The organism is Paraburkholderia sp. JHI2823 (assembly GCF_038900695.1).
In the GTDB taxonomy this organism is placed as follows: domain Bacteria; phylum Pseudomonadota; class Gammaproteobacteria; order Burkholderiales; family Burkholderiaceae; genus Paraburkholderia; species Paraburkholderia mimosarum.
In genome coordinates, this window is the sequence record NZ_JAYMRY010000004.1 from 137,509 (window position 1) to 161,832 (window position 24,324).

Below are 24,324 nucleotides of genomic sequence, written 5' to 3' on the forward strand. Positions count from 1 at the left end.
GCAAGGAGGAATCGTCATGCAACCTGCCAACGCATCGAATGAGCAAAACGCCCCGTTGAATCCCGGCGATGAAGGCCCCGCCGATGCGCCCGGCGTCGGCGAAGATGTTTGCGGTGCCTGCCGCGGGACCGGACTCGTCGAAGGGCAGCGCTGCGCCGTTTGCGGCGGCACGGGCAAGGTCATGCGCGGCATTGGGGGCGGTTAGTCCGCCGAACCGGGAGCGGTCGATGGAAACAGTGCATATCGAGGCATTACGCCCCACTCAAGCGACACACGGCGAACGCGAGGTGAACGAGAAGACGCGAACCTACCGTTCGCTCGATGGCCCCGCGTTGCAGAAGGCCATTGCGGAGAAGCCCGTGCCGATCGTGCTCGGCCCGGAAGGCGCGGCATTCCTGATCGACCATCATCACGTGGCAAGCGCGCTGTGGCGCGCCGACATACACCGCGTTCCCATCGTGCTCGTGCGCGACCTCTCGGCGCTGTCGCTCCATGTTTTCTGGCTCACGCTGGAGAACCAGCGCTGGACCTGGCCGTACGATGCGAGCGGCGCGCGAATCTCGTTTCTCGACATGCCCGTTCATGTATGGGAAGCCTCCGACGACGAATTTCGCAGCGTGGCGGCCGCGGTGCGAGGCGCCGGCGGCTACTCGAAGTCATCGGAGCCGTTGCAGGAATTTCTCTGGGCCGATTTCTTTCGCCGTAGTTTCACGGCGCCTCGCACCGACGATGCCTATCGCGAGGTTGTCGAAGCGGCCACGAAGCTCGCACGAACCAGGGCGGCGCTGGGTCTGCCGGGATTTCTCGGAGCGACGGGCGAGCCGCGGTCTTGATGGACGAATCGAAACCTGGAGCGTGGAGGACGCGATGAACTCGACTGAAAAGCCTTCCAAAGGCAGCACACCTTCTGAAAAGCCACCGACGCATAGCGATGACAGCCGCAGCGCGCTGCCCGAGCGCGATGACAAGGGCCGCAGGCAAGCGCCGTCCGACCGGCCCGGCAAGAAGCCGGGCGAAGGCGAGCCGCCGGTGGGCTGACCCCAGCGCGAACTGCACTTCGGGAACGGTCGTTGCGCATGGACGCTGGCGCTATTTGCGCCCACTCGAAAAGGAGAAGGACCATGAACAAGGACCATGTGAAGGGCACAGCAGAGAAAGTCAAAGGCAAAGCCAACGAAGTGGCCGGCAAGGTGACTGGGAACAAGTCCCAGGAACTCAAGGGCGATCTTCAACAGGGCGCTGGCGAGGCCCGAAAAAAAATGGGTGACGTGAAGGATGCGGCACGAAAGGCCAGCGACGACGACCTCGACGAAACGCGGGAGTAAAACAGGGCGGCGTGGCGCCTCGCCTCATGCGCTGCGCAATGCGACGCGTCGTGCGTGCCAGGCGCCACCCTCGGAATTTCGTCGTCGAACGAGGCACACCTAGACGAACTCCATGACGCCGTGGGCCGCCAATGCGGCTCCCGTGGCAATGGCCGCGAGCCAGCTCAACGCACGCACGAACCAGTGCGTCTTCAACTGGCCGACGGCCTTGCGGTGATGGCTCAGCAGCACGAGCAGCACTAATACCGGCGCCAGCGTCATGCCGTTGACGAGCGCGCTCCAGTAGCACGCTCTCACCGCAGTCACCCCGAACCCGTCAAAGCACAATGCAATGGCCGCGCTCACCGCCGTGAGCACGACGAGCACGACCGCGATCCGCCGGTCTCGCTGCTCACCCCGGGTCCAATGGAACGAACTCGCCGCGGCATGTGCCGCCGAGCCGGCCAGCGGCGGAAGCGCAAGAAACGCGGTGCCGAGAATGGCGATGCCGAGAACCTGCGCGGCATGCCCTCGCGCCAGCGGCGCCATGGCCTTCGCGGCGTCCTGCAGCGAATCGAGCGGCGCGTGCTGTGCATGCAGCGTCGCGGCCGATGCGCAAAGGATCAGTGCGCCCGTTGCGTTGGACAGCAGCGTGCGGATCAGCGTCTCATGGCGCAATCTTCGCAGATGGCGCGTGTCGTCGGCGGCTTGCGACGCATCCGCCTGCGACGCGGAGCCGTCGCCCTTGCGTTCCTCGACCTCCTGCTCTGCCTGCGAGAACAGCAGATACGGACTGGTAGTCGTGCCGAGCACCGCCAGCAACATCGCAAAGAAACTTTCAGACCACGTAATGTCCGGCACCCACGCGCGCCAACCGGCCATGCGCCATTGAAAGTCCCCGAGCAGCAGCGCGCCGCCGTAGCAGAACAAGGCGATGCACAGCCACTTCACGACGCGAGCATACCGCGCGTACGGGATCCACCACTGGAGCGCAAGCGACGCACCGGCAAACACCACGGTGAAAAGCGCGATCGGCCCATGAAAGATCAGCTGCCCGGCTGCGCCCATCGCCAACAGATCGGCGGCCATGTTGAGCGTGTTCGCAATGAGAAATCGTCCGACGGCAAGCGCGAACAGCCACGGTGAATAATGCTCCCGCATGTTCTCCGTGAGGCCGTTTCCGGTGACGGCGGCCACGCGGGTCGCGATCAGCTGAAGCGCGACCATCGACGGATAAGAGAGGAAGCATACCCACAGCAGGTCGAGCCCGTACATCGCACCGGCCAGCGAATAAGTGACGATGCCGCTCGGGTCGGTGTCGGCCCCCATTGTCGCAAGTCCCGGACCGATATTCGCGGCCCACGCATGCGCCGGGCGATCTCCGTTTTTCAATCCGCGACCTCGCGTCGACAGGCCCCTGGTGATGTGCGTTACTCATTTTTATCGCGCATCGGCAACGCCATATCGTTGCTTGCGCAACGACAGCCGGTCAGGGTCGAGGCGCACCTAGATCGTTCCCATCACCAGCAGCACGATCACGATGATGAGAACGACACCCAGCGCACCGGACGGCGCATAGCCCCATGAGCGGCTATGCGGCCATGCGGGGAACGCCCCCACCAGCAGCAAGATCAGGACGACGAGAAGCACTGTGCCGAGCATGATGCCTCCGTAGAGTTTGTTAGCACGTGCATCGCTACGCAACGCGCGTGCCCGCGCGAACGGCGTGATTGGGCATGCTCGTTGCGCCATCGGCCAGGTACGGCGCCGCGGCGCTGCGGCGCGGCAATTGCGGAAGGAGACACTCATGAGACAGAGCGTGTTGGGCGTATTCGACAGCTACGCGGATGCGCGTTCGGCGCAACGGGCATTGGGCGATGCTGGCATGGCGCAGGCAAATATTGCCGTGTATTCGGCGTCGGTTGAGACCCCGAACGGAAAGGGACCGCGTGTCTACACGCCAGGCGGTGGCGACACGCGTCATCACAAGCCGGTATTCGACCAGTTGGAGCAGTTGTTCGGGCGGCTCTTCCCGACCGGCGAGTATCCGCCCGAGACGGAGGACTACCGCGAATTCGTTCGCCGCGGGGGAACGCTGGTCTGCGCGGACGTGTCCGAGACGGAAGTCGATATGGCCGTCGAGGTGATGCGCCGTGCAGGCGCAGCCGACATCGATGAGCGCGCGAACGCATGGCGGCATGCGTCGACGAGAACCGGCATGCCTGAGCACGGCCAGCAGCGCAGCCACCCGGGAGAGCGCGACGACGCAAGCCAGTACGAAGCGCCGTCAGCCCCGTCCACGGCGTCCAGGGCATCTATGGGCGGCGCTTCCGCCACCGGCGAAAGCGGTATGCACAGTACCCGCTTTGCCTCCGGCGGCCCAAGAACGGTCGGCGGAATGCAACAGGTCACGACGAAGCAAACCCAAGAGCGCGGATCTGCGGAAGGTGCCGAAAGCCGCCTCGGCAGGGGCCCGGATTACGGCACGAATCGCGGCACAGATCGCGGGCCGAATGCCGGCTCGAATTCCGGCTCGAATTCCGGCCCGAATAGCGGCCTGAATACCGGCAGAAATGCCGGCCAAAGCAGCGCGCCAGGCAGCGGCCCAAATGGCGGCTCGAGTTCGGATAGCGGCCTGAACAGCAGCCTCAATCGCAGCCCGGACAACGGCCCGAATCAGAGCATGAGCAGGGAGCGCGTGGGCGATCCCCTCATGGGGACTCCGTTGGACGACGACCCTTACGAAAGCGAGTTCCGCAGGGACTATAACGCTCACTACGCGAACACGGGCGCGTCCTACGACGAGTATCGGCGGGCCTACACGCACGGGGCGGAACTCGGCCAGGACGAACGCTATCGCGGCTACGACTGGCAACAGGTCGAGCCGAGCGCGCGCGAGGACTGGGAGTCGCGCTATCCGGCAAGCGGGTGGGAGCGCTTCAAGGCTGCCGTGCGTCACGGCTGGGAACGCGTGATCGGCCACTGACGCTCGCCTGGCCGGCATTCGACAACTCGACGAGGAGGCGCAGATGCGCAAGCGGTCTTCACGCAATCTGGGCAGCACGGGACTGGGCGTCGCCCTCGCGCTAACCTGCGGCGCCGCGCTGGCCCAATCCGGCACCGGCGCCCCGTCCGGCGCCAGCCGTCCGGGCGTGCCGCCTCCTCACGGGCTCACTTCCGCCGCCCCGTCGGCCGGCACCAATACGAGCGACACCATCATCACCGCACGCGCGAAAGCCGCACTGGCCAGCACGGACGGTCTGGAATCGAATGACGTGCACGTCACGACGGATCGCGCAACGGTCACGCTCACCGGCACGGTGGCGGACGCGGCACAGCGCGATCGCGCGGGCAGCGTCGTTCAGCATCTCGACGGCGTGACGTCGGTCACGAACCTGCTGCAGGTCGGCAAGCCCTCCCACTGAGCGCCATCGCCCACCGCGTGGGCGGCATTCGCGCCGCTGCGGGGCGCCGATCGCGATAGCGTGCGACTCCCGCTATCCCTCGGCCTCGCGAGGCTCGATGCGCGCCACGAGCGGGAGATGATCGGAGGCGATGCGCGCTTCGCCATAGCGCCAGGCACGCACGCGCGTGAGTCTGCTCGCCGGGTGCATCCAGACGCGGTCGAGCGCGAAGAGGGGCAAGCGGGAAGGGAACGTGGCGGGCGCGGGCGCGGCCCGAAAATGCGCCGTGAGCATGCGCAGCGCGCGACGCCAGAGCAGCCATTCGTTGATGTCGCCGGCGAGTATCACCGGCAGCCCGGGCCGGTCGAAGGCCGCCACCAGTTGCGCGATCTGCGCGCGCCTCTCCGACATGCCGAGCCCGAGATGCGTTGCGACCACCCGCAGCGTCTCGCCCGGCAGGAGGATGTCCACGTCGAGCGCGCCGCGCGGTTCGCGGCGGCCGAACGAAAGATCGAGCGTACGCGTCTCCGCGATCGGCCAGCGGGTGAGCACGGCGTTGCCGAAACGGCGCATGGGCGTGTCGAGCGTCGGGCCGGCCACGGCCTGCAAACCGGTGGCGTCGCTCAGGGCGGCGAGCACGTTGGACGAGGCGGCCGACGACGTGCCGCCGAGCGGCACCTCCTGGAGCGCGACCACGTCGGCGTCGATCTCCTGAAGCACACGGGCGATGCGCTCAGGCGCGCACATGCGGTCGGTGCCCACCGCACCATGGATGTTCCAGCTGACGAAGCCCAGCGGCGCAGCGGCGTTCGCGCGCCCGTTCTCCGGTGCGCGCGAACCCTCCGCAACCGCTGCTTCCTGGGCGCCGTCTGCGAACGTCATCGGCGCCATTTTCTTCTATGCATGCCAGAGGAAACTGGCTTAGCGCCGCAACGCGCCGAACAGCAAACTACCAATGAAGAGGATGACGAACACAATGAACAGAATCTTGGCTATGCTCGCGGCTCCAGCAGCAATACCGCCAAAACCGAAAATAGCCGCGATCACGGCAATGACGAAAAAGACGATCGCATAATAAAGCATCATCGGCTCCCGAAAGTTCGTGGAACAGTACGGCTGGCTGCAAACCTTCCTCGCCAGATCGCGTGGACTCACGCTTTGCATGACCAGGGTCACGCAAAGAGCGTGCCCTGCGGCGCGGCCCGCGCGCCCACGCAGGCCACGCGCGGCGCGTACTCAGGTGAACCGCGCCGCGAAAAAGGCGTTCCAGGCATTACGCGTAATCGCTACAAACCCGGCAGGGCTCGCGTTCTCACGAACCAAGCCGTCTGACGAGGCGCGCGTACATCAGGCCCGCACCGATCAAGGCGAGTGCCATTCCGCCCTTGAGCGCCTGCACGTGGCGCTCCGTGAAAAGCGGCGCGCCCGTGGTACGGGCTTCGTCGTCGAAGCGCCCGTGCGCGCCGAAGTCGCCCGGCACCGGCGCGTAGAGGTTATCGGGTGCATCGTCGGCGCGCGGCTCGTCGCTCAACTGCCCGCGGTAGCCGGCCTTCGCCAGATAGCGGTCGACCAGGCCCGGCGCGAGCAGGTCCGCCACAATCGCGCGCGCCGTGGGCCAGCCGAGCCACAGCGTGCGCCGGCGATGCTCGGCGGCAAAGCGGATCGCGCGCGCGGCCACTTCGGGCTGGAAAACGGGTGCGATGGGACGCGCGCGTTTTCCCGTGCGGTTGGCCGCCCACTGGAACTGCGGCGTGTTCATGGCAGGCAGATCGATGAGCGAAAGATGAATGTCGAGACCGTCGTGCAGGATCTCCGAGCGCAGTGCATCGGTGAACCCTCGCACGGCGAATTTCGCGCCGCAGTACGCCGATTGCAGCGGCACCGCACGGGAGGCCAGCGCGGACCCCACATTGACGATCGTGCCGCAGTTGCGTGCGCGCATGCGTCGTAGCGCCGCCATCGTCCCATAGACCTGGCCGAGATACGTGACTTGCGTGGCCCGCTCCACGTCGCGCGCGTCGAGCGCGGAAACGGGCGCGAATACCGTTGCCATCGCAACATTCACCCAGACGCCGATCGCACCGAGTTCGCTTTCCACGCGCGCCGCCGCGGCCTCGACGGCCTGCGCGTCGGCGACGTCGGTCGGGATCGCCAGCACGCGCACGCCGTAACCGCTCAATTGTGCGGCCGCGCGCGCGAGGCGACCGGGCTCGCGCGAGAGCATCGCCACGTCATAACCCGCACGCGCGAATTCTTCGGCTACAGCGCGGCCCACACCGGCACCGGCGCCCGTCACCACGACAATCCGGGTTTGCGTTTGCATTCGAGTCTGCCACTTCACAAGATTCCCCGGGCACTCGCGAGCACGGTGCATGCCCAAAGGCTGCGAGCTATCACGCCTCGATGACGCCTGGACGACGCGCGAGCACCGCACGCTACTCGCCGTGCGGATTCTCGATGATGCGCAATAGTTCCTCGATGGGCGCCGGCTTGACGAAGTGATGGTCGAAGCCCGCCGCGCGCGTGCGCGCCCTGTCCTCGGGTTGACCATAGCCGGTCAAGGCAACGAGAATCGGAGCGCTCGCGCCCGCCTGATTGGCCATCTGGGCGGCGACATCGAGGCCGGACATGTCGGGCAAGCCGAGGTCCATGAAGACGATCTCCGGACAAAATTCCGCCGCAATCTGCAAGGCCTGTGCGCCGGTCCCGGCGACCCGCACTTCGTTCCCGCGAAGGATCAGTGCAAGAGATGCCGCTGCATCATGATTGTCGTCCACGACGAGCACCCGCCGCGATATCGGGGCCGTCACCTCGCGGAGCGCGTCTTCCTGTGGCAAGTCGCTCGCGCCGTTGCAAAGGGGCAATTCGATCGTGAAGCGGCTGCCTCGCCCCGGACCCTCGCTGCTCGCCGCGATGGTACCGCCATGCATGGCGATCAGGGAGCGTGCGACGGACAGTCCGATACCCAGCCCCTTCTTTTCGCCCTGGCTCGCCTCGGGCGCCTGCTCGAACATTTCGAACATCGAAGGAATGATGGCCGGATCCATACCCATGCCGTCGTCCTGCACCGCAATGGAAACGTGTCGCGGCGTGCGCTCCACGCTCACTTGAATATGTCCGCCTTCGCGCGTGTATTTGACGGCATTGTCGAGGAGATTCGACACCACCTGGGCGATGCGCGTGGCGTCGCCGCTCACGAGCAGCGGCGCGCCCGTCATGCCATGGACCTCGAGCCGATGTCCACGCTCGAGCGCGGCGGGGGCCGTCATTTCGATCGCGCTCTCGACGGCACGGCGCACGTCGAACACCTCCTTCTTCAGGCGGACCTTGCCTGCCGCCACGCGCGCGAGATCGAGCAGGTCGTCGAGCAGATGAGCCAGATGTTTCGCATGGCGCTCGATCAAGCCCTGCAGCCAGCTGCGCTGGCTCGGCGAGCCCACGGAGTGGCGCATCAGGTAGGCGGCGTTCAGAATGGGTGCGAGCGGATTTCGGAGTTCGTGCGCAAGCGTCGCGAGAAAGGCGTCCTTGCGCCGGTCCGCTTCGCGCAGCGCATTCTCGGCCTCGGCGCGCCGCGTGATGTCCGAGAGGATGCCGACGAGCACTTGCCGCTGCCCGCTCGAATCCGGCATGAACCGCCCTGAAATCTCGACGACGCAATGCTCGCCGGACTGTATCTTCTTGAAGCCGGCGGCAGCGTGGACCTCGACCGACGGCCGATCCGCCAGCAGCGTTCTCAGGTGCTCCGCCTCCTCCGGCGATTCGACGGCGGACAGAAATGCATCGGCGGACAAGGGACCGTGCTCGCGCGGCTGACCGGTGATCTCGTACATCCGGTCGTTCTCCCAGACGGCCGTGTCCGTCGTCGGATCCCACTCGAAAATGCCCAGGCCCGCGGCATCGGCGGCCATGCGCAAGCGTTCCTCGCTTCTTTGCTGCGCCGCGAGCGCGCGATCGCGATCGCGCAAGGCGTCGTTGACCCGCCGGTCCTGCTGGGTCTGGAACTGCGCGATGGCGTCCCGGATCGCGGCGCTGAAGAACTCCTCGACGCACTCGTGGATCTCGGTCTGCCCTTCACGCGAAAGCCCACTGGCAAAGTAAGCGCGCAGGCTGGCCTGAATGCAACGCTGCAACAGATCGAGTTCGAGATAGAGCTCATCGAGTGCAAAACCCTGACGCCAGCGTTCGCGAGCGTGCAGGCGCGCGTCGTGCAAGGCTTCGCCGGTGATGCAGTCGGCTGCCGGGCTGCCGGTCAGGACCGCGCGCAGCTCGTCGAATAGCAACGGGAGCTGGTTGATGAGTCCCACCGCCGCATTGCGGTTGCGCTGCCTGAGACGCAGATGCCGGCTGACCTTGCGCAGCCAGCGGCGCAAGATTGCAGAACGGTGTCGCGCAAGATGATCGGCAACGAGGGAGCCGACCCGCGATGGCCCTTCTCCCACTGTCGCCTCCGTGCACCGAAATCGGCAAGAAACCCTGACCGCAGGGATAGCGCTGCGCAAGTCCCGCACCCGGGAACTAGACGGAGGACGTCGAATACGTCAGACAAGAAGGCCTGGGCGCCGATCCCCGTACAGCGCCCGCGCGCCCAATCAATGGAGCAGTGCCCTTCGACGACCGCTACACGGCCGGACGCGCTTCTTCGCGCAGTCCTGAGATCAGCTCGGCGTTGAAAGCGGCCAGGTCGTCGGGTTTCCGGCTGGTAATGAAATTGCCGTCGCGCACGACCCGCTGATCGACCCAGGTCGCGCCCGCGTTGCGGAGATCGTCCTGCAGCGTCGGCCAACTCGTCATCGTGTGTCCGCGAACGATGCCCGCCGAAATGGGCAGCCAGCTACCGTGGCAAATGATCGCGATGAGCTTGTTCGACGCGTTGGCCTGCTTCACGAAAGACTGCGCCTCGGGAATGAGGCGAATCGCGTCGGAGTTCACCACGCCGCCCGGAAGCACGACAGCGTCGTATTCGTCGGCTCTCGCATCGGCGAACGTGCGGTCGACGTTGACTTTGTCGCCGATGTCGACGTGCCGGAAGCCCTGGATTTGACCGGTCTGCCCGGAAATCACGTCGACTTCCATGCCTGCTTCTTTCAACGCGCGCTGAGGCTCGGTCAACTCCGCCTCTTCGAAACCGTCGACCGCCAGGATAGCGACGCGGCACTTCTTCATCTCGCTGGTCATTGCATCTGCTCCTCATCGGTGGTGCGGGACGCAGCGGCGCGCGAGGCACAACGATTCCCTGTCTGTCCCGCCACCGCAGCGTCCCTGTTTCAGCAAGCCTCCGGCGATACGTTATGGCGAGGTGCGCGGCTGCGTCGTTGTCCCCATGCCGTTGCTGTTGCCCTGGTTGCGGTAAGTCGATGGTGCGGGACTGGTCGTGGCGTTGCCGGTTCCCATGTCCGTGCCGTTGCCCGTCGCGCCAGCGGCGCCGCTGTTGCCCATGCCGCCATATCCACCGGTGCCCGCGGCACCGCCGCTGCCGCCCGGCGAAACACCCGCCGCGCCGCCACCATCGCCGCCGCCACCGCCCGTGCCACCGCCCGCCCCCGCTGCGCCCGCACCTGCCCCGCCGGCCCCTCCGCCTGCGCCGCCGCCCGCACCCCCGCCTCCCCCGCCGGCCGCATAAGCGGCGGAGCACAGCATCAGCGAAAGGGCGTATGCCACGGTTCTCATCATCGATCTCTTCATGATCTGTTCTCCTACGTAATGGTTGAGGTTCAAGGTACGGCGCGCCGTCTCCTTCGGCACGTCGCGCTCGCACATGGAAAGCGCAAACCCTGTGCCGACCCGCCCTCGCAACGGCCGCGGAACGGGGCTTGCGAGCCTCCATGCAGAGCGTTTGCAGGCTCGGATCGCGCGTCATATCGTGCGCCGGTCGCCGCCGTGCGAACGGGAGGTATCCACCACAAGGCGGAGGAATCCATGTCACAAATCATCGCAGCGCGGTTTACGACGTTCGATGCCGCCGATACGGCCAGAAAGCGATTGCTGGCGAACCAGTTCGTCGAGGAGGACGTGGCCGAGTTCTTCGTGAATCCGAGTGGCCAACACGCGCGCTATCCGATCGGCGGAGACGCGTACGCCGACCCTCAGGCACGGCCCGCGGGAATCGGGGCGACCAGCGGAGGCGCGCTCGGCGCGGTCGTCGGTGCGGCGGTCGCAGCCGTGCTCACCTTCCTGGTATTTCACTCCGTTCTGGTAGTGGCGATCGCAACGCTCGTCGGTCTGTACATCGGAACCCTGATCGGCGCCCTGGTGCTGGCGCGCGGCGGCAGACGCGCCGGCGAGCCCGAACCCGCCCCGAACAGCGTGCCGCACGAGCGCGAATCCGGCGTGATGCTGGCCGTGCACGTGAATTCCGCGATGCAGCCGCGCGCAATCCGCGTGCTACGCGAATCGAATGCTCAGGATATCGAAATAGTTGATGGAAACTGGCAGGACGGGCGATGGGCCGATTTCGATTCGACACGGATGGTGAATCCGCTCAATAGCGAGGGCTCCGCGCCTGCCAGCGCAGCAGCGGCAACGCGCTGAAGGCTTCGCGGGGCGATGCGGCGAAGGCATCGCCGCTCCAGTAACGAACTCACGCAGGGTCCATACCTGGCGCCCCGCGTGAGCCGTGGCCCTGCTGCTGCGGCACGGCCGTTGCTTGCTAAAAAGTACGCGAAGCATGGGACCGCAACCGGTGCGGTCGAGGAGAGCCATCATGCCCGAACGCAAAGTCATCGAACGCGCTCGCGCCGACAAGCGCGCAGGAAAATCGCCGAGCACGCAGGCAGGCGAATTCGTCAAGGATGAAATCGATCGTGTACGCGCCGGCAAACATGGCGTGCGCTCCGCGAAGCAGGCAATCGCCATCGGTTTATCGAAAGCACGGCGCGCCGGCGTCGACCTCAAGCCCCCGGCAAAGGGCAAGACCAGCGAAGCCACGCGCAAGAAGGCCCAGCAGGACACGGCGAAGGGACAAGGCAAGCAAAAGGCGAGCGCCAGCACGGAATCCAGGAGCAAGCGCTCGCGCACCACCACTGCCGTACTGAAGCGCGAGAGCCGGCAAGGCGCATCGAGCGAGGCGATGTCGGCGCAATCGAAGGAAGCGGCTGCGCGCAGGCCAGCCGCGAGCCGTTCGGCGGCGGCGAAGAAAGCCGCGCAAACGAAGGGGGCGGCGGGACGCTCGGCGGCAGCCAAAAAGGCGGCGCAAACGCGCGCGGCGCGGGCTCGCCAGGGACATCACTGAGCCGGCCGTCGCGTGCACAGCCGCTTGAATCGCGCATGATCGACGCTCGCTCCCAGGGCGCGTCATCGTGAGCAACGCACACGGGCGCTATGCGGCGCGCCGCCGTTTGCTCGCAACGCAATCCCCAGCGGGGAGCGTTGTAAAACCGTGCAGGTAAGCGTTGAAATAGTACGAGCAAACGCACGTAGGCGCGCCGTCGCCATGGGCACGCAGGTGCGTCCTCGCCCGGCGGCGGCCTGGTCGCAGCCTTGCATTGCGCCGGCGCCGCTTGCCGATCCGCGCGTCCGCGCGCCGCGGGCAAGGCAGTTGCGCACCCGCCCGTGAAGCCCCGGTCCGCTCGTCCGGGGCAGCGCAGCCGTCAGCGTTATCTTCCCGATAGAGGCCGTCATGCATACCGTCACACGAACGGAACCCCCCGATACGGCCGCCGCGCTCGCCGGGATCGTGCCCCTCGAACTGACGATCAACGGCGCGCGCCACGCGCTGCGCCTCGAGCCCTGGACCAGCCTGCTCGATCTGCTGCGCGAACACTTGCAGCTCACGGGCACGAAAAAGGGCTGCGACCATGGCCAGTGCGGCGCGTGCACGGTGCTCGTGAACGGCACGCGCATCAACGCCTGTCTCGCGCTGGCCGTCGCGCTCGACGGCGCGGAGATCACCACGGTGGAGGGCCTCGCCCGGGACGGCGAGCTTCACCCCATGCAGCAGGCTTTCGTCGATCACGACGCGCTCCAGTGCGGCTATTGCACGCCCGGCCAGATCTGCTCTGCGCTCGGCCTGCTCGACGAGGGCCACGCGCACTGCCGCGACGATGTGCGCGAGCAGATGAGCGGCAATCTATGCCGCTGCGGCGCGTACGTGAACATCGCCAATGCCGTCGACGCCGTCCGCCGCGAGCAGGCCTGCAGCCAACCGGACAGCGCGGCGAACGGGCAGCCAACTAACGCCGCGCGGGAGCACGCGCAATGAACCGCTTCTCGTACGCCCGCGCGACGAGCGTCGCCGATGCCATCCGCCTGCATGGCGCCACACCCACCGCGCAGTTTCTCGCGGGCGGCACGAATCTCGTCGATCTGATGCGCGAAAACGTCTTGCGTCCCGCCGCCGTCATCGACATCAACCGGCTGCCGCTGCACGACATCGAGCCGACGCAGGAAGGCGGCTTGCGTATCGGCGCGCTCGTCACCAACAGCCAGCTCGCATGGGATGCGCGCGTGTGCGAGCGCTATCCGCTGCTTGCGCAGGCGGTGCTCGCGGGTGCGTCCGCGCAGATCCGCAATGCGGCCACGGTGGGCGGCAATCTGCTTCAGCGCACCCGCTGCGTCTACTTTTACGACCCGGCCACCTGTTGCAACAAGCGCGCGCCCGGCAGCGGCTGCGCGGCGCTCGACGGCGTCAACCGCATGCACGCGATCTTCGGGGCGAGCGAGCATTGCATCGCCACCCACCCTTCCGATATGTGCGTGGCGCTCGAAGCGCTCGACGCCACCGTGCACGTCGCCGGCCCGGCGGGCGCACGCACGCTGCCGTTCGGCGAGCTCTTGCGCCTGCCGGGCCACACGCCGCATCGCGAGACCACGCTCGGCGCCGACGAGCTCATCACGGCCGTCGAATTGCCGCGCGAGGGCTACCCGCGCCATGGCGTCTACCTCAAGGTGCGCGATCGCCAGTCGTACGCGTTCGCAGTGGTCTCGGTCGGGCTCGGCCTCAGGATCGAGGACGGGGTGGTGCGCGCATTCGGCTGCGCGCTGGGCGGGGTCGCGCACAAGCCGTGGCGCGACCGGCAAGCGGAAGCGCTGGTCACGGGAGCTTCCGTGGACGACGCGCTCGCCGTCGAACGATTCGCCGATGCGCTCGTCGCGCGCGCGGATGCGCGCCCCGGCAATGCGTTCAAGGTGGACCTCGCGCGGCGCGCCATCATGCGTGCGTTCGAACTGGCGCTAGCGCCGCAAGCCGACGCCGCCGGCGCGCCGGATGAGGAGGATCGCGAATGAACACGCCAGTTCGATCGCACGGCGCGCGGATCGGCGCACCGCTGTCGCGCGTGGATGGCCGCAGCAAGGTGACCGGCGCCGCGCGCTATGCCGCCGAATTCGCGGCACCGGGCCTCGTCTACGGGGCCATCGTCAACGCGACGATTGCACGTGGCGAAATCGTCGCCATCGACGCGAGCGCCGCGCTCGCCCTGCCCGGTGTGGTGCACGTGCTGACGCACGAGAACCGCCCCGCTTGCGCCGAGGATCCCAAGGCCTGGAAGGATCAGATCGCGCCGGGCGGCGCGCCGTTTCGCCCGCTCGCCGACGCGCACATTCTCTTCGCGGGCCAACCGGTCGCGCTCGTGCTCGCGGAGTCGCTCGAACTGGCGCACCACGCGGCGACGCTCGTGCACGTGCACTATCGCCGCGACGCGCACCGGACCGAACTCACGCACGCGCTCGAAGACGCCGTCACGCCGTCGAACGAGAAAGGCGGCTTCCAGCCGCCGCCAGCGCCGCGCGGCGAGGCATGGAAGGCCCATGCGCTCGCCCCCGTGCGCACGGACGCTTTCTACATGACGCCGGTGGAGTTTCATCAGCCGATGGAGATGCACGGCTGCACGATCGTGCCTTCCGCGGATGGCCGCTTTACCGTCTACGAAAAAACCCAGGGTGTCCTGAATACGCAGCGCTATCTGACACAGGTCTTCGGCTTGCCCAGCGAACGCGTGCGGGTGGTCTCGCCGTTCGTCGGCGGCGCGTTCGGCTCGGGGCTTCGCCCGGTATACGATTTACCGCTCGCGATGATGGCGGCGCGCGCGTTGCGCCGTCCCGTTCGCGTGGCGCTCACGCGCGCGCAGATGTTCACGCACTATCACCGGCCCGCGACGATCCAGCGCGTGGCGCTCGGGGCGCAACGCGACGGCCGTCTCGATGCGATCGTCCACGAAGCCGTAAGCGAAACTTCGCGCTTCGAGGACTATACCGACGTGGTCGTGAACTGGGCCGGCCAGCTCTATCAGGCGAATCACGTTCAGCTTGGCTACATGCTCGGGCGGCTCGACGTCCCCACGCCCTCGGACATGCGCGCACCCGGTGCGACGCAAGGCATCTTCGCGCTCGAATGCGCGATGGACGAGCTGGCCGTCGCGCTGGAGATGGACCCGCTCGAACTGCGCCTGCGCAACTTCTCGGACGAAGACGCCAACAAGCGCCGTCCCTGGTCGAGCAAGGCGCTGCTCGAATGCTACGCGCAAGGCGCGGAGCGCTTCGGCTGGGGCGGGCGCGCCCCGTTGCCGCGAAGCATGCGCGAGGGCCACGAGCTCGTGGGCTACGGCATGGCAACCGGCGTCTGGGACGCCATGCAGACCGAAGCCAGTGTGCGCGCCGTGCTCGGCGCCGATGGCCGCCTCGCGCTCGCGAGCGCCACGGCCGACATCGGCACGGGCACCTACACCGCGATCTCGCAGATCGCCGCCGATGCGCTGCATCTGCCGATCGAGGAGGTCGATTTCACGCTCGGCGATACGTCCTTGCCGCGCGCACCCATCGAGGGCGGGTCGTGGACCGTTTCGTCGGTCGGCAGCGCCGCGTGGCTCGCATGCATGCGGCTGCGCTCGCGGCTCGCGCAACTGTTGCTCACGCACGGCGGCGTGGCCTTCGCCAATCTCGACCCCGCCACGCTCGGCGAGCAGCTCGACATCCGGGACGGCGAGGTGCGCCTCGGCGCGCACGAGGGCGCGCCGCGCGTGGCCCTCGCCGACCTGCTCGCGCACGCGGGCATGAAGTCGCTCGAAGAACAGCTCACGCTCGAGCCCGACGAGCGGCAAAAGGACTACACGTCGGCCACGCATTCGGCGGTGTTCGCCGAGGTGCGGGTCGACGAATCGCTCGGCCAGATCCGTGTGGCGCGCGTGGTGAGCGCGATTGCGGCGGGCCGCATCATCAATCCGAAGACGGCCGCCAACCAGATCGCGGGCGGCGTGGTCTGGGGCATCGGCATGGCGCTGCACGAGCAGGCGCAATTCGATCACTCGCTCGGGCGCGTGATGAACCACAACCTGGCCGACTACTACATGCCCGTGAACCGCGATGTCGATGCGATCGACGTGCTGTTCGTCGACGAGCACGACGACGTGGTCAACCCGCTCGGCGCGAAGGGCGTGGGCGAGATCGGCGTGGTGGGCGTGGCCGCGGCGATCGCGAATGCGATCTACCACGCGACGGGCAAACGCGTGCGAGACCTGCCGGTCACACTCGACAAGCTGTTGTGAGTCGAGGAGGCACCGTCACTGAAACCGTCTCCCGCCACGCGCCTCGAAGCGCGCGCGTTCAAGATTCGGACCGATGGCCCCGAGTCCGATGGGACCATTGCCTGGGACGCCACCACGCTCGTCGTCGTCGAAATCGACGCGCTCGGCGTTGTGTAAGCGATTACGTCTTCTTCCCCGGCAATACGGTCGCCATCACCTGGCGCGCCGTATTCGCGATCACGCCGCCCTCTTCCGGATCCCCCTCCATCAGCGTGCGCGCGAAATGGCGCGCCTGATCGAGCGTCACGTGTGGCGGCAACGGCGGCACCTCCGGATCGGTCTTCACCTCCAGCACCACGGGGCGAGACGCCGCGAGCGCCTCTTCCCACGCATCGCCGAGCCGTTCGCCGTCGTCCACGTAGATGCCAGCGAGCCCGAGCAGTTCGGCGAAACGGTGATACGGCACGTCAGGAATGCGCTGCGACGCCTCGAACTTCGGATCGCCTTCCATCACGCGCTGCTCCCAGGTGACCTGGTTCAGATCCTCGTTGTTGAGCACCATGCAGATCCAGCGGTGATCGCTCCACGTTTTCCAGTACTTCGCGACCGTGATCAACTCGGCCATGTTGTTCATCTGCATCGCGCCGTCGCCCACCAGCGCGATCACGGGACGGTGCGGATACGCGAACTTCGCGCCGATCGCATACGGCACGGCCGCGCCCATCGAGGCGAGACCGCCCGAGAGCGAGCACTTCATGCCGCGCCGGATCTTCAGGTCGCGCGCGTACCAGTTTGCACAGGAACCCGAATCGCTCGTGAGAATCACGTCGTCGGGCAGGCGCGGCGAAAGCTCCGTGAACACGCGCTGCGGATTCACGCGGCCGCCCGTGCCGGCGCGCGCGCGCTCATCCAGCACGCGCTGCCAGCGGCCGTTCGCGTGGACGATGCGGTCGCGCCAGCTGGCCGCATCCTTCTGGTCGAGCAGCGGCAGCAGTGCGCGCAACGTGGCCGCGCTGTCGCCCACGAGGCTCACCTCCATCGGGTAGCGCACGCTGAGCATTCCGGCGTCGATGTCGATCTGCACGCCGCGCGCGTCGCCCTCCTTCGGAAGAAATTCGGAGTACGGAAAGCCGGAGCCGACCATGAGCAGCGTGTCGCATGCGGACATCATCTCGTCCGTCGGCTTCGTGCCGAGCAAACCTATCGAGCCCGTGACCCATGGTAGATCGTCGGGCACCGCGGCCTTGCCGAGCAGCGCTTTCGCGACACCCGCGCCCAGCCGGTCGGCCACGGCGATGACTTCATCGGTCGCATTCATGGCGCCGGCGCCCACGAGCATCGCCACGCGGCGGCCCGCGTTGAGCACCTCCGCCGCGCGCGCGAGATCCTCGTGGCGCGGCACGACCTCGGGAGCCACATACCCCACGCCCGAATGCGCCGTGCCATGCTTGCGCGGAGGCGGCTCGTACTCGAGCTCCTGCAGGTCGTTCGGCAGGATCAGCGCGGTAACGGTACGCCGCGACAATGCGATGCGCACCGCGCGGTCCACCATGTGCCGCACCTGCGCCGGCACGCTCGCCTGCTGCACGAAGGCGCCCGCCACGTCCTTGAACATCGCGGCGAGATCGACTTCCTGCTGGTAGTGCGCGCCCAGCGCCGCGCGCGCCTGCTGCCCGGCGATGGCGAGCACCGGCATGTGGTCGAGCCGCGCGTCGTAGAGACCCGTGAGCAGATGGGCGGCCCCCGGCCCCGACGTGGCGATGCACACGCCGAGCTCGCCCGTGAACTTCGCATGGGCGCTGGCCATGAAGGCCGCCATTTCCTCGTGGCGCGCCTGCACGAACGCGATCTTTTCGCCGCTGCGCCGCAGGGCGCCGAACATGCCGTTGATGCCGTCTCCCGGATAGCCGAACATGCGGCGCACGCCCCACTGATAAAGACGCTCGACGATGAAATCGCTGACTGTGGTCGCCATGACTTGCCCCCTTTAACGCAACGTTGAGTCACGCGCCAAATTCCGCAAACGGCGCGGCGTAACCTCTCATCTCTGCGCGTGCCAGTACTCCGCCATCGGGCCGTGCTCGCCATAGATCGGGTCGCGCGGCGGGAACGGCAGCGCCTGCATGTCGCGCTGTTCCTTCGGTGTCAGCGCGTCGCGGCGGATGTCCCATTGCTGGCCTCGCGGATAGCCGCCCACCACCTGGAAGCCGCCGCGTCCTTCCAGCAGGCAGTGGCCCGTTCCCGCCGGCAACAGCAGTGCGTCGCCGGCCGCCACGCGCACGGTGTGGCCTCCGGGCCCGCCGAGCATCAGTTCCGCCGTGCCCACGACGACGCCCATCACTTCGTGCGCTGTCGAATGAAAGTGGTGGTAGTCGAACACGCTGTCTCGCCACTGCATGGGCCAGCCATTGCGCTCGAAACGCCGGTCGAATGCGTCGCAGAGTCTGTCCGGGTCGTCGGCCGGAAGCACGTGCCGGTACAGGATCCCGGCCAGCGCCTGATTGTTCGGCACCCAAGCGTTGGGCGGCAGCCGCAGCAGGCGATATTCGCCGTCGGCCGTCGCCGGGTCTGCATGGACTGCGCTGCGATCGGAATTCCCCATCGTCAATCCCCCTTCGGGCCGATGCCCGTGTCTTGCATGCTGTCCGGATCGTCGATCGAGTCCGGCAAGATGTCGTCGTCGGGACGGAGGTTTTCGTCCCCATCCGCAGCGGCGCGCTCGCCCGTGCCAGAGCGGTCGCTGTCGCTGTGCGCTTCTTCTTCGCCAGCTTCCAGTGCGTGTTCGTCGAGTTCCGTGTCGCGGTCGAAATCGTGCCGCTTCGCGCCCACGGTGTCGCTGCCGGTATCCGACGAATCGCCGGGGCCCAGCGCCTCGTTGTCATGCCCTGGGGCATTCTCGGGTTGAACCGGTTCGTTGTCGGGGTCGAGCGTGCTCATGAAGGGCCTCCTTGGTTCAGGCACTGCGTGTGCCGCGTGCCCGCGTGCATTACGCGCCGCGGCGCGCGGGTGCCCTTGCTTGCGCGCAGAACACGTGCCACGCGCGATGACCGTTCGCAGTGAACGAAGCCGCGCAGGCACGAAGGCTGCTCTTCTGCAAACGCAACGATATGGAGGACAACCATGGAATCGAAGGCAACGAGCATGGCGCGCGAAGTCGCGGGCGAAGCGAAGGATCTGGCGGGCGACGTCCTTGACGATCCGGAAATGCGCCTCTATGGCAAGGCAAAAGCGCTGTGCGGAAAATCGCAGCGCCTCGCGGCCAACGCGGCGGATGCCGCGCGCGATACGGTCTCGGAAAATCCACTGTCGATGCTGGGCGTGGCTGCGGGAATCGGCGTTCTGGTTGGCGCGTGGTGGGCCGCTAGCCGGAAGTGAGCATCTTTGCGCAAGGGAGGACGAAGCGCAGGGGCTCAATACATCAGCGGCGGGATACGGCGGCGCGGGCATGATCCGCTTTGGCACCGCGCCAGAACGGTTGCAATTTCGTGCGTGGCGTTTGTAAATTCATTCGCCGAAGTGATTCCCGAATTTCGCCTGGCACCGTGAGTGCCCGCATCGGCGTGCCATGGCACCGGGTTTGCTCAATCAACCGTTGCTCCGCCGCCATGCCTTTCCGGGCACGCGTTGCGCCCCTGCCAGGAGTCACGCTAATGTCACAAGCCCAAGCCGCGTCCCCATCGTCCCACGACCTCGACCACCTCGCCATCGACACGATTCGCACCTTGTCGATGGACGCCGTGCAAAAAGCCAACTCGGGACATCCCGGCACACCGATGGCGCTGGCGCCGCTTGGCTACCGGCTCTGGCAATACCACCTGCGCTACGATCCGGCCGCGCCGTCGTGGCCCAACCGTGATCGCTTCGTGCTCTCGGTCGGCCATGCCTCGATGCTGCTGTACTCGCTGCTGCATCTCGCGGACGTCAAAGCCGAAGACGAGCACGGCAAGCCGACCGGCAAACCCGCTGTCCCGCTCGACGCAATCAAACAGTTCCGCCAGCTCGGCAGCGTGACGCCGGGCCACCCCGAATATCGCGTGACGAGCGGCGTCGAGACGACCACCGGGCCACTGGGCCAGGGACTCGGCAACAGCGTGGGCATGGCGATTGCCGAGCGCTGGCTCGAAACCCGCTTCAACCGCCCCGGCGCGGCACTGTTCGACTACCGTGTGTACGCGCTTTGCGGCGATGGCGATCTCATGGAAGGCGTCTCGCACGAAGCGGCGTCGCTGGCCGGGCATCTGCGGCTTTCCAACCTGATCTGGATTTACGACAGCAATCGCGTCACGATCGAAGGGCACACCGATCTCGCGTACAGCGACGACGTCGAAGCGCGCTTTCGCGGCTACCACTGGCATACGCTGCGCGTCGACGACGTCAACGACGCGAACGCGCTCGAAAGCGCGATCGAAGCAGCGAAGCGCGTCACCGACAAGCCGACGCTCATCGTCGTGAAGAGCATCATCGGCTGGGGCGCGCCGCACCGGCAGGACACGGCGGCGGCGCACGGCGAAGCGCTCGGCGAGGAAGAAGTCCGCCTCGCGAAGCGCGCCTACGGTTGGCCCGAGGACGCGCAGTTCCTCGTGCCCGACGGCGTGCGCGAGCATTTCGCCCAGATCATGGGTGCGCGCGGCAAAGCCCTGCACGAAGCGTGGCGCGAACGCCGCGAAGCCTATGCAAGGGACTACCCCGACCTCGCGAAGGAACTGGATCTCATGCTCGCGGGCCACCTGCCCGACGACTGGGACGCGGACATCCCCGCTTTCGAGGCCGACGAAAAAGGCATGGCGACGCGCGAGTCGTCGGGCAAGGTGCTCAACGCCATCGCGGCTCGCGTGCCGTGGATCGTGGGCGGCGCGGCCGATCTCTCGCCTTCGACGAAGACCGCGCTGAAATTCGAGGGCGCCCGCAGCTTCGAGCACGACAGCCACGCGGGGCGCAACCTGCACTACGGCGTGCGCGAGCACGCGATGGGCGCCGTCTCGAACGGCCTTGCGCTTTCGGGCCTGAGACCCTTCGCATCGACCTTCCTCATCTTCAGCGACTACATGAAGCCGCCGATACGCCTCGCGGCGATCATGGAGCTGAACGTCGTCTATGTGTTCACGCACGATTCGATCGGCGTGGGAGAAGACGGCCCCACGCATCAGCCGATCGAGCAGCTCGCCTCGCTGCGCGGTGTGCCTGGCCTCATGACGCTGCGTCCCGCCGACGCGAACGAAGTGGCGCAAGCGTGGCGCGTGGCGCTCGCGCAATCTCCGCAGTCGCATAAGCCGGTCTGCCTCGTGCTCACGCGCCAGCCGCTGCCGACCCTCGATCGCACGCGCTACGCGAGCGCGGAAGGCGTGCGGCGCGGGGCCTACGTGCTGGCCGACGCGCCCGCCGGCACGCGGCCCGAGGTGCTGCTGCTGGCGACGGGCAGCGAGGTGTCGCTATGCATCGACGCCTACGAAACACTCGAGCGCGAGGGCATCCACGCGCGCGTGGTGTCGATGCCTTCATGGGATTTATTCGAGCTTCAGGATCAGGCATACAAGGACGCGGTGCTGCCGCCCGACATCGATGCGCGCGTGGCTGTCGAGCAGGCCGCGACACTCGGCTGGGACCGCTACGCCGGGCGGCTCGGCTCACAGATCGTGATGCATACGTTCGGCGCCTCGGCGCCGCTCAAGGCGTTGATGACGAAATTCGGCTTCATGCCGGAACGCGTCGTCGAGGCGGCGAAACAGCAGATCGCCCGATGCAAGGCGGAATAAGGAGAGTGACACGCAGGAGAATGAAGCGCGACCGGACACGAGTGCCGCCACGGCCGCGCAAGATTCGGGCGCGTCGAACTACGCGGAATTTGCGGTACTCACTGCTGGGCGCCGACATTCTGCGCAAGCGACTGCGCCATGCGGTAGTGCTCTTCGATGGTGGGCAGCGCCTTTTGTGCGGCACGCTTCAACGCGTCGTTCTGGCCATCGCTGATTTCCTTCTGAAACGCCGCCACGGCTTCCTTATGACCTTCGAGTCCCACCTTTTGCGCGTAGGCCTTGTCGAATGCCTCGCCCTTCAGCGAGCGCAGCGAATCGAGCACGGACGTGTCCGAGTTGTCCTTGGGCACGGTCACGCCGTGGGGCGCGGCCATTTTCAGCTGCGCGGTGAGCTTCATGTGATCGGCCATCATGTGCTCGGCGAACTTGTGCACGTCCTTGTTGTTCGTGTTGTGCATGGCGAGCTTGGCCGCGTCGATTTCCGTGGACGACGACATCGAGGCCGCCTGCACGAAATCACGGTCGGGGCCCGGCAGCGGATTGGCCGCCGTGGTGGCAGCGGCCTGCGTTTGCTGCGCGACGGACGGCAGCGGCGCAGCGACGAATCCTGCGCAAATCAGCATGGCGAGAGCGAGTTTCATGGAAGTATCCTCCGTTTGATTGTCAGGCGACTTTGCGCACTTCGGGCGTTTCGAGCGCTGGCTACGACTCCCTGCGACTGGAGCGCTGTGTCGTGCCGGGCGGTATCGGGTTCTTCTCCTGCGTCGAAGGCAGTTCGTTTTCCGAAGCAGGATGCTTGCGCTTTTCGCGTTCGTCCTTTTCGCCTGGCTCCGCACCCGCCGGAGGCGTCGCTGTCCTGTCGTCGTGTTCGAGCCCGTGTCCTGCAGCGCAGATGCCGTTCTCGTTTCGCATGTCGGTTTCCCTGGGTGATGTGCCATCGTGAAGATGCATTCGCGGCATCGTTGCGCGATGCCATTACGATGCGCATCTGCTATACCCGTCACCCGCCTTGTCACTTATCGGAATCGTCGCGGCCGGTCGGTTCGTCCATGTCATCGGAGCTCGCGTTCGGGTCATGGCGTCGTGTGCCTCTTTCCTTGCCGTCGTCCTCGATTCTCGTCGCGCCGCCGCCCGCCGGCGCGTCGCTGGCGGGAAAGGACTCCTTGACTGCTTCGTCGTACCTGGCTTCCTCGTGATTGTCCTTCTGCGTCGTTTTGGGTTTCATCATCGGTTCTCCTGAGTTAATCGATGCCAATCCTGATGCAAACCGGCTCGGCCTTCGTCGTATGCCATAGCTGGACAGCGCATGGCGCGGGCCTGAACATCGCCAACCGTCGACCATCAGCCGTTTTCCACGGTGCCCTCGCATGTGCGCGTACTTCGCATGGGCCGTGCCTCCGGCACGTCGCGTGCTCCAGCGCGTATGGCGTCGCGTGCCTCTCGCGACGAACGCTGCATAAGCGGGCGCGAGAACGGACACCCTGGCGACCCGAAAGCCCCTTTTCACCCGCGAGGAGCGTCAATGTCGCAAAGCGCCGAAACGAACGAGCACGCTGCGGGCCCCGCTTCGCCGCACCTGGACGACAGCGAGCGCGATCAGGCATCCGCGCACAGTTCCCCGCGCGCGCTCGTCATTCACGAGATCATTCGCGAGGAAGGAGAAGCGGCGCTGGCCCGCCGTCCGCTTGCGCTGCTGTGGTCGGCGCTGGCCGCGGGTCTCTCGATGGGCTTTTCGTTCTATACGCAAGCGACGCTGAAGAGCAAGCTTTCCGCATTGCCCGAAGACACCGCCTCCCTGCTGGCCGCGCTGGGCTACTGTGTTGGCTTCATCATTGTCATGCTCGGCCGGCAGCAACTCTTCACGGAAAGCACCTTGACCGTCGTTCTGCCAGTGCTGACGCATCGCAATCTCAAGACCTTGATGGCCGCGCTCCGGCTTTGGCTGATCGTACTCGTGGCGAACATCGCCGGCACGTGGATTTTCGCCGGGCTCCTGTCGTTTCCGATCTCCGCCGAACTGACTGCCAGTCTCCAGAAACTCGCGGGCGCAACGATCGAGGCCACCTTCGCCGCGACGACGCTCAAAGCGGTGTTCGCCGGCTGGCTGATTGCACTGACGGTGTGGCTCTTGCCCAATTCGAGGTCGGCCTCCGTCCTGATCGTCGGCATCATCACCTATGTCGTGGGCGCCTGCCAGCTTGCGCATGTCATTGCCGGCTCCGTCGAGGCTGCGTATCTCGTCATCGGCGGCAGCGCAGCGTTTTCCGACTACCTCCTCCGTTTCTTCGCGCCGACGTTACTCGGGAATACCGTTGGCGGAATGGCATTGGTCGGACTGCTCAATCACGCATCCATCGCGCCGGAAATGAAACGCGGGGGATGAAACGTGACGGGCATGAAGCCCGAT

Annotated in this window: 28 protein-coding genes and 1 pseudogene; 15 read left to right on the forward strand and 14 right to left on the reverse strand. The window is 66.6% G+C overall.

The window, feature by feature from the left end; genetic code table 11:
- The first annotated feature begins 16 nt into the window (after positions 1-16).
- The 4 genes from VSR34_RS06910 (at position 17) to VSR34_RS06925 (ending at position 1,325) form a co-directional block, all read left to right on the forward strand.
- On the forward strand, positions 17-205 hold the full coding sequence (locus VSR34_RS06910) for a hypothetical protein (RefSeq protein ID WP_028210662.1): 189 nt from the start codon (positions 17-19) through the stop codon (positions 203-205).
- Between the two features lie 22 nt (positions 206-227).
- Positions 228-833 carry a ParB/Srx family N-terminal domain-containing protein gene (locus VSR34_RS06915; protein WP_028210661.1) on the forward strand — a complete coding sequence of 202 codons (606 nt, stop codon included), beginning with the start codon at positions 228-230 and terminating at the stop codon, positions 831-833.
- 34 nt (positions 834-867) lie between these two features.
- Positions 868-1,038: a hypothetical protein gene (locus tag VSR34_RS06920; protein ID WP_167334402.1), complete on the forward strand. Its 171-nt coding sequence runs from the start codon at positions 868-870 to the stop codon at positions 1,036-1,038.
- An 83-nt stretch (positions 1,039-1,121) separates the two neighbouring features.
- Positions 1,122-1,325, forward strand: a complete 204-nt coding sequence (locus VSR34_RS06925) for a CsbD family protein (protein WP_028210660.1) — start codon at positions 1,122-1,124, stop codon at positions 1,323-1,325.
- Positions 1,326-1,424: 99 nt separating this feature from the next.
- On the opposite strand, the gene VSR34_RS06930 is transcribed toward VSR34_RS06925, so the two are convergent.
- Positions 1,425-2,633 carry a divalent metal cation transporter gene (locus VSR34_RS06930; RefSeq protein WP_081715887.1) on the reverse strand — a complete coding sequence of 403 codons (1,209 nt, stop codon included), beginning with the start codon at positions 2,631-2,633 and terminating at the stop codon, positions 1,425-1,427.
- Positions 2,634-2,810: 177 nt separating this feature from the next.
- The gene (locus tag VSR34_RS06935) at positions 2,811-2,966 is read right to left on the reverse strand and encodes a DUF3309 family protein (protein WP_036018236.1); all 156 of its coding nucleotides are present in this window, start codon (positions 2,964-2,966) and stop codon (positions 2,811-2,813) included.
- Between the two features lie 145 nt (positions 2,967-3,111).
- On the opposite strand from VSR34_RS06935, the gene VSR34_RS06940 reads away from it, so the two are divergent.
- Positions 3,112-4,290 (forward strand): hypothetical protein, encoded by a 1,179-nt coding sequence (locus tag VSR34_RS06940; protein ID WP_342962183.1) that lies wholly within the window; start codon positions 3,112-3,114, stop codon positions 4,288-4,290.
- A gap of 43 nt (positions 4,291-4,333) precedes the next feature.
- Complete coding sequence (locus VSR34_RS06945; protein WP_342962184.1) at positions 4,334-4,729, forward strand: BON domain-containing protein; 396 nt, start codon at positions 4,334-4,336, stop codon at positions 4,727-4,729.
- 72 nt (positions 4,730-4,801) lie between these two features.
- Here the strand turns inward: VSR34_RS06945 and VSR34_RS06950 are convergent, their stop codons facing one another.
- From VSR34_RS06950 to VSR34_RS06975, 6 genes are all read right to left on the reverse strand, one after another.
- The gene (locus VSR34_RS06950; protein WP_342962185.1) at positions 4,802-5,590 is read right to left on the reverse strand and encodes an endonuclease/exonuclease/phosphatase family protein; all 789 of its coding nucleotides are present in this window, start codon (positions 5,588-5,590) and stop codon (positions 4,802-4,804) included.
- Between the two features lie 39 nt (positions 5,591-5,629).
- On the reverse strand, positions 5,630-5,791 hold the full coding sequence (locus VSR34_RS06955; protein WP_028210657.1) for a DUF1328 family protein: 162 nt from the start codon (positions 5,789-5,791) through the stop codon (positions 5,630-5,632).
- Between the two features lie 229 nt (positions 5,792-6,020).
- Entirely contained in the window at positions 6,021-7,031 is a 1,011-nt protein-coding gene (locus tag VSR34_RS06960; protein WP_342962186.1) for an SDR family oxidoreductase, read from the reverse strand.
- Positions 7,032-7,143: 112 nt separating this feature from the next.
- Complete coding sequence (locus VSR34_RS06965; RefSeq protein WP_342962187.1) at positions 7,144-9,216, reverse strand: ATP-binding protein; 2,073 nt, start codon at positions 9,214-9,216, stop codon at positions 7,144-7,146.
- Positions 9,217-9,325: 109 nt separating this feature from the next.
- Positions 9,326-9,883, reverse strand: coding sequence for a type 1 glutamine amidotransferase domain-containing protein (locus VSR34_RS06970; protein ID WP_028210654.1), 558 nt, complete (start codon positions 9,881-9,883; stop codon positions 9,326-9,328).
- A gap of 111 nt (positions 9,884-9,994) precedes the next feature.
- Entirely contained in the window at positions 9,995-10,390 is a 396-nt protein-coding gene (locus VSR34_RS06975; RefSeq protein ID WP_042288111.1) for a hypothetical protein, read from the reverse strand.
- 297 nt (positions 10,391-10,687) lie between these two features.
- Here VSR34_RS06975 and VSR34_RS06980 point away from each other — a divergent pair, with 297 nt between their 5' ends.
- The 6 genes and pseudogenes from VSR34_RS06980 to VSR34_RS07005 form a co-directional block, all read left to right on the forward strand.
- On the forward strand, positions 10,688-11,236 hold the full coding sequence (locus tag VSR34_RS06980; protein WP_342962188.1) for a hypothetical protein: 549 nt from the start codon (positions 10,688-10,690) through the stop codon (positions 11,234-11,236).
- 172 nt (positions 11,237-11,408) lie between these two features.
- Positions 11,409-11,936: a DUF6496 domain-containing protein gene (locus VSR34_RS06985; RefSeq protein WP_028229905.1), complete on the forward strand. Its 528-nt coding sequence runs from the start codon at positions 11,409-11,411 to the stop codon at positions 11,934-11,936.
- A gap of 387 nt (positions 11,937-12,323) precedes the next feature.
- Complete coding sequence (locus tag VSR34_RS06990; RefSeq protein WP_342962189.1) at positions 12,324-12,905, forward strand: (2Fe-2S)-binding protein; 582 nt, start codon at positions 12,324-12,326, stop codon at positions 12,903-12,905.
- The gene (locus VSR34_RS06995) at positions 12,902-13,930 is read left to right on the forward strand and encodes a xanthine dehydrogenase family protein subunit M (RefSeq protein ID WP_342962190.1); all 1,029 of its coding nucleotides are present in this window, start codon (positions 12,902-12,904) and stop codon (positions 13,928-13,930) included. Before VSR34_RS06990 ends, VSR34_RS06995 begins: the two co-directional genes overlap by 4 nt.
- The gene (locus tag VSR34_RS07000; protein WP_342962191.1) at positions 13,927-16,185 is read left to right on the forward strand and encodes a xanthine dehydrogenase family protein molybdopterin-binding subunit; all 2,259 of its coding nucleotides are present in this window, start codon (positions 13,927-13,929) and stop codon (positions 16,183-16,185) included. The genes VSR34_RS06995 and VSR34_RS07000 overlap by 4 nt, the downstream gene beginning before the upstream one ends.
- 18 nt (positions 16,186-16,203) lie before the next feature.
- Positions 16,204-16,326, forward strand: a pseudogene (locus VSR34_RS07005) (mandelate racemase); the annotation flags it as partial.
- Positions 16,327-16,345: 19 nt separating this feature from the next.
- Here VSR34_RS07005 and VSR34_RS07010 read toward each other — a convergent pair.
- From VSR34_RS07010 to VSR34_RS07020, 3 genes are all read right to left on the reverse strand, one after another.
- A complete protein-coding gene (locus tag VSR34_RS07010) occupies positions 16,346-18,139 on the reverse strand; it encodes a thiamine pyrophosphate-requiring protein (protein ID WP_342962192.1) in 1,794 nt (597 codons plus the stop codon).
- 66 nt (positions 18,140-18,205) lie between these two features.
- Positions 18,206-18,766, reverse strand: a complete 561-nt coding sequence (locus tag VSR34_RS07015) for a cupin (protein ID WP_342962193.1) — start codon at positions 18,764-18,766, stop codon at positions 18,206-18,208.
- A gap of 2 nt (positions 18,767-18,768) precedes the next feature.
- Positions 18,769-19,101: a hypothetical protein gene (locus VSR34_RS07020; protein ID WP_028210647.1), complete on the reverse strand. Its 333-nt coding sequence runs from the start codon at positions 19,099-19,101 to the stop codon at positions 18,769-18,771.
- 183 nt (positions 19,102-19,284) lie between these two features.
- Here VSR34_RS07020 and VSR34_RS07025 point away from each other — a divergent pair, with 183 nt between their 5' ends.
- Positions 19,285-19,539: a CsbD family protein gene (locus VSR34_RS07025; protein WP_028229896.1), complete on the forward strand. Its 255-nt coding sequence runs from the start codon at positions 19,285-19,287 to the stop codon at positions 19,537-19,539.
- A gap of 275 nt (positions 19,540-19,814) precedes the next feature.
- Positions 19,815-21,917, forward strand: coding sequence for a transketolase (gene tkt, locus VSR34_RS07030; RefSeq protein ID WP_342962194.1), 2,103 nt, complete (start codon positions 19,815-19,817; stop codon positions 21,915-21,917).
- A 98-nt stretch (positions 21,918-22,015) separates the two neighbouring features.
- Here tkt and VSR34_RS07035 read toward each other — a convergent pair whose 3' ends face one another.
- From VSR34_RS07035 to VSR34_RS07045, 3 genes are all read right to left on the reverse strand, one after another.
- Complete coding sequence (locus tag VSR34_RS07035; protein ID WP_028229894.1) at positions 22,016-22,558, reverse strand: DUF4142 domain-containing protein; 543 nt, start codon at positions 22,556-22,558, stop codon at positions 22,016-22,018.
- A gap of 61 nt (positions 22,559-22,619) precedes the next feature.
- Positions 22,620-22,829 (reverse strand): hypothetical protein, encoded by a 210-nt coding sequence (locus VSR34_RS07040; protein ID WP_028210643.1) that lies wholly within the window; start codon positions 22,827-22,829, stop codon positions 22,620-22,622.
- Positions 22,830-22,929: 100 nt separating this feature from the next.
- On the reverse strand, positions 22,930-23,145 hold the full coding sequence (locus VSR34_RS07045; RefSeq protein ID WP_342962195.1) for a hypothetical protein: 216 nt from the start codon (positions 23,143-23,145) through the stop codon (positions 22,930-22,932).
- Between the two features lie 294 nt (positions 23,146-23,439).
- Here VSR34_RS07045 and VSR34_RS07050 point away from each other — a divergent pair, with 294 nt between their 5' ends.
- Positions 23,440-24,300 carry a formate/nitrite transporter family protein gene (locus VSR34_RS07050; RefSeq protein WP_342962196.1) on the forward strand — a complete coding sequence of 287 codons (861 nt, stop codon included), beginning with the start codon at positions 23,440-23,442 and terminating at the stop codon, positions 24,298-24,300.
- Positions 24,301-24,324: the final 24 nt, after the last annotated feature.

Coding starts and splice junctions, on each gene's coding strand:
- VSR34_RS06915 (WP_028210661.1), top strand. CDS start 228: ATGGAAACAGTGCATATCGAGGCATTACGCCCCACTCAAGCGACACAC.
- VSR34_RS06950 (WP_342962185.1), bottom strand. CDS start 5,590: ATGACGTTCGCAGACGGCGCCCAGGAAGCAGCGGTTGCGGAGGGTTCG.
- VSR34_RS06995 (WP_342962190.1), top strand. CDS start 12,902: ATGAACCGCTTCTCGTACGCCCGCGCGACGAGCGTCGCCGATGCCATC.
- tkt (WP_342962194.1), top strand. CDS start 19,815: ATGTCACAAGCCCAAGCCGCGTCCCCATCGTCCCACGACCTCGACCAC.
- VSR34_RS06945 (WP_342962184.1), top strand. CDS start 4,334: ATGCGCAAGCGGTCTTCACGCAATCTGGGCAGCACGGGACTGGGCGTC.
- VSR34_RS06940 (WP_342962183.1), top strand. CDS start 3,112: ATGAGACAGAGCGTGTTGGGCGTATTCGACAGCTACGCGGATGCGCGT.
- VSR34_RS07015 (WP_342962193.1), bottom strand. CDS start 18,766: ATGGGGAATTCCGATCGCAGCGCAGTCCATGCAGACCCGGCGACGGCC.
- VSR34_RS06975 (WP_042288111.1), bottom strand. CDS start 10,390: ATGAAGAGATCGATGATGAGAACCGTGGCATACGCCCTTTCGCTGATG.
- VSR34_RS07020 (WP_028210647.1), bottom strand. CDS start 19,101: ATGAGCACGCTCGACCCCGACAACGAACCGGTTCAACCCGAGAATGCC.
- VSR34_RS06990 (WP_342962189.1), top strand. CDS start 12,324: ATGCATACCGTCACACGAACGGAACCCCCCGATACGGCCGCCGCGCTC.
- VSR34_RS07040 (WP_028210643.1), bottom strand. CDS start 22,829: ATGCGAAACGAGAACGGCATCTGCGCTGCAGGACACGGGCTCGAACAC.
- VSR34_RS07050 (WP_342962196.1), top strand. CDS start 23,440: ATGTCGCAAAGCGCCGAAACGAACGAGCACGCTGCGGGCCCCGCTTCG.
- VSR34_RS07010 (WP_342962192.1), bottom strand. CDS start 18,139: ATGGCGACCACAGTCAGCGATTTCATCGTCGAGCGTCTTTATCAGTGG.
- VSR34_RS06935 (WP_036018236.1), bottom strand. CDS start 2,966: ATGCTCGGCACAGTGCTTCTCGTCGTCCTGATCTTGCTGCTGGTGGGG.
- VSR34_RS07025 (WP_028229896.1), top strand. CDS start 19,285: ATGGAATCGAAGGCAACGAGCATGGCGCGCGAAGTCGCGGGCGAAGCG.
- VSR34_RS07045 (WP_342962195.1), bottom strand. CDS start 23,145: ATGATGAAACCCAAAACGACGCAGAAGGACAATCACGAGGAAGCCAGG.
- VSR34_RS06970 (WP_028210654.1), bottom strand. CDS start 9,883: ATGACCAGCGAGATGAAGAAGTGCCGCGTCGCTATCCTGGCGGTCGAC.
- VSR34_RS06985 (WP_028229905.1), top strand. CDS start 11,409: ATGCCCGAACGCAAAGTCATCGAACGCGCTCGCGCCGACAAGCGCGCA.
- VSR34_RS07035 (WP_028229894.1), bottom strand. CDS start 22,558: ATGAAACTCGCTCTCGCCATGCTGATTTGCGCAGGATTCGTCGCTGCG.
- VSR34_RS06960 (WP_342962186.1), bottom strand. CDS start 7,031: ATGCAAACGCAAACCCGGATTGTCGTGGTGACGGGCGCCGGTGCCGGT.
- VSR34_RS07000 (WP_342962191.1), top strand. CDS start 13,927: ATGAACACGCCAGTTCGATCGCACGGCGCGCGGATCGGCGCACCGCTG.
- VSR34_RS06920 (WP_167334402.1), top strand. CDS start 868: ATGAACTCGACTGAAAAGCCTTCCAAAGGCAGCACACCTTCTGAAAAG.
- VSR34_RS06910 (WP_028210662.1), top strand. CDS start 17: ATGCAACCTGCCAACGCATCGAATGAGCAAAACGCCCCGTTGAATCCC.
- VSR34_RS06955 (WP_028210657.1), bottom strand. CDS start 5,791: ATGCTTTATTATGCGATCGTCTTTTTCGTCATTGCCGTGATCGCGGCT.
- VSR34_RS06925 (WP_028210660.1), top strand. CDS start 1,122: ATGAACAAGGACCATGTGAAGGGCACAGCAGAGAAAGTCAAAGGCAAA.
- VSR34_RS06930 (WP_081715887.1), bottom strand. CDS start 2,633: ATGGGGGCCGACACCGACCCGAGCGGCATCGTCACTTATTCGCTGGCC.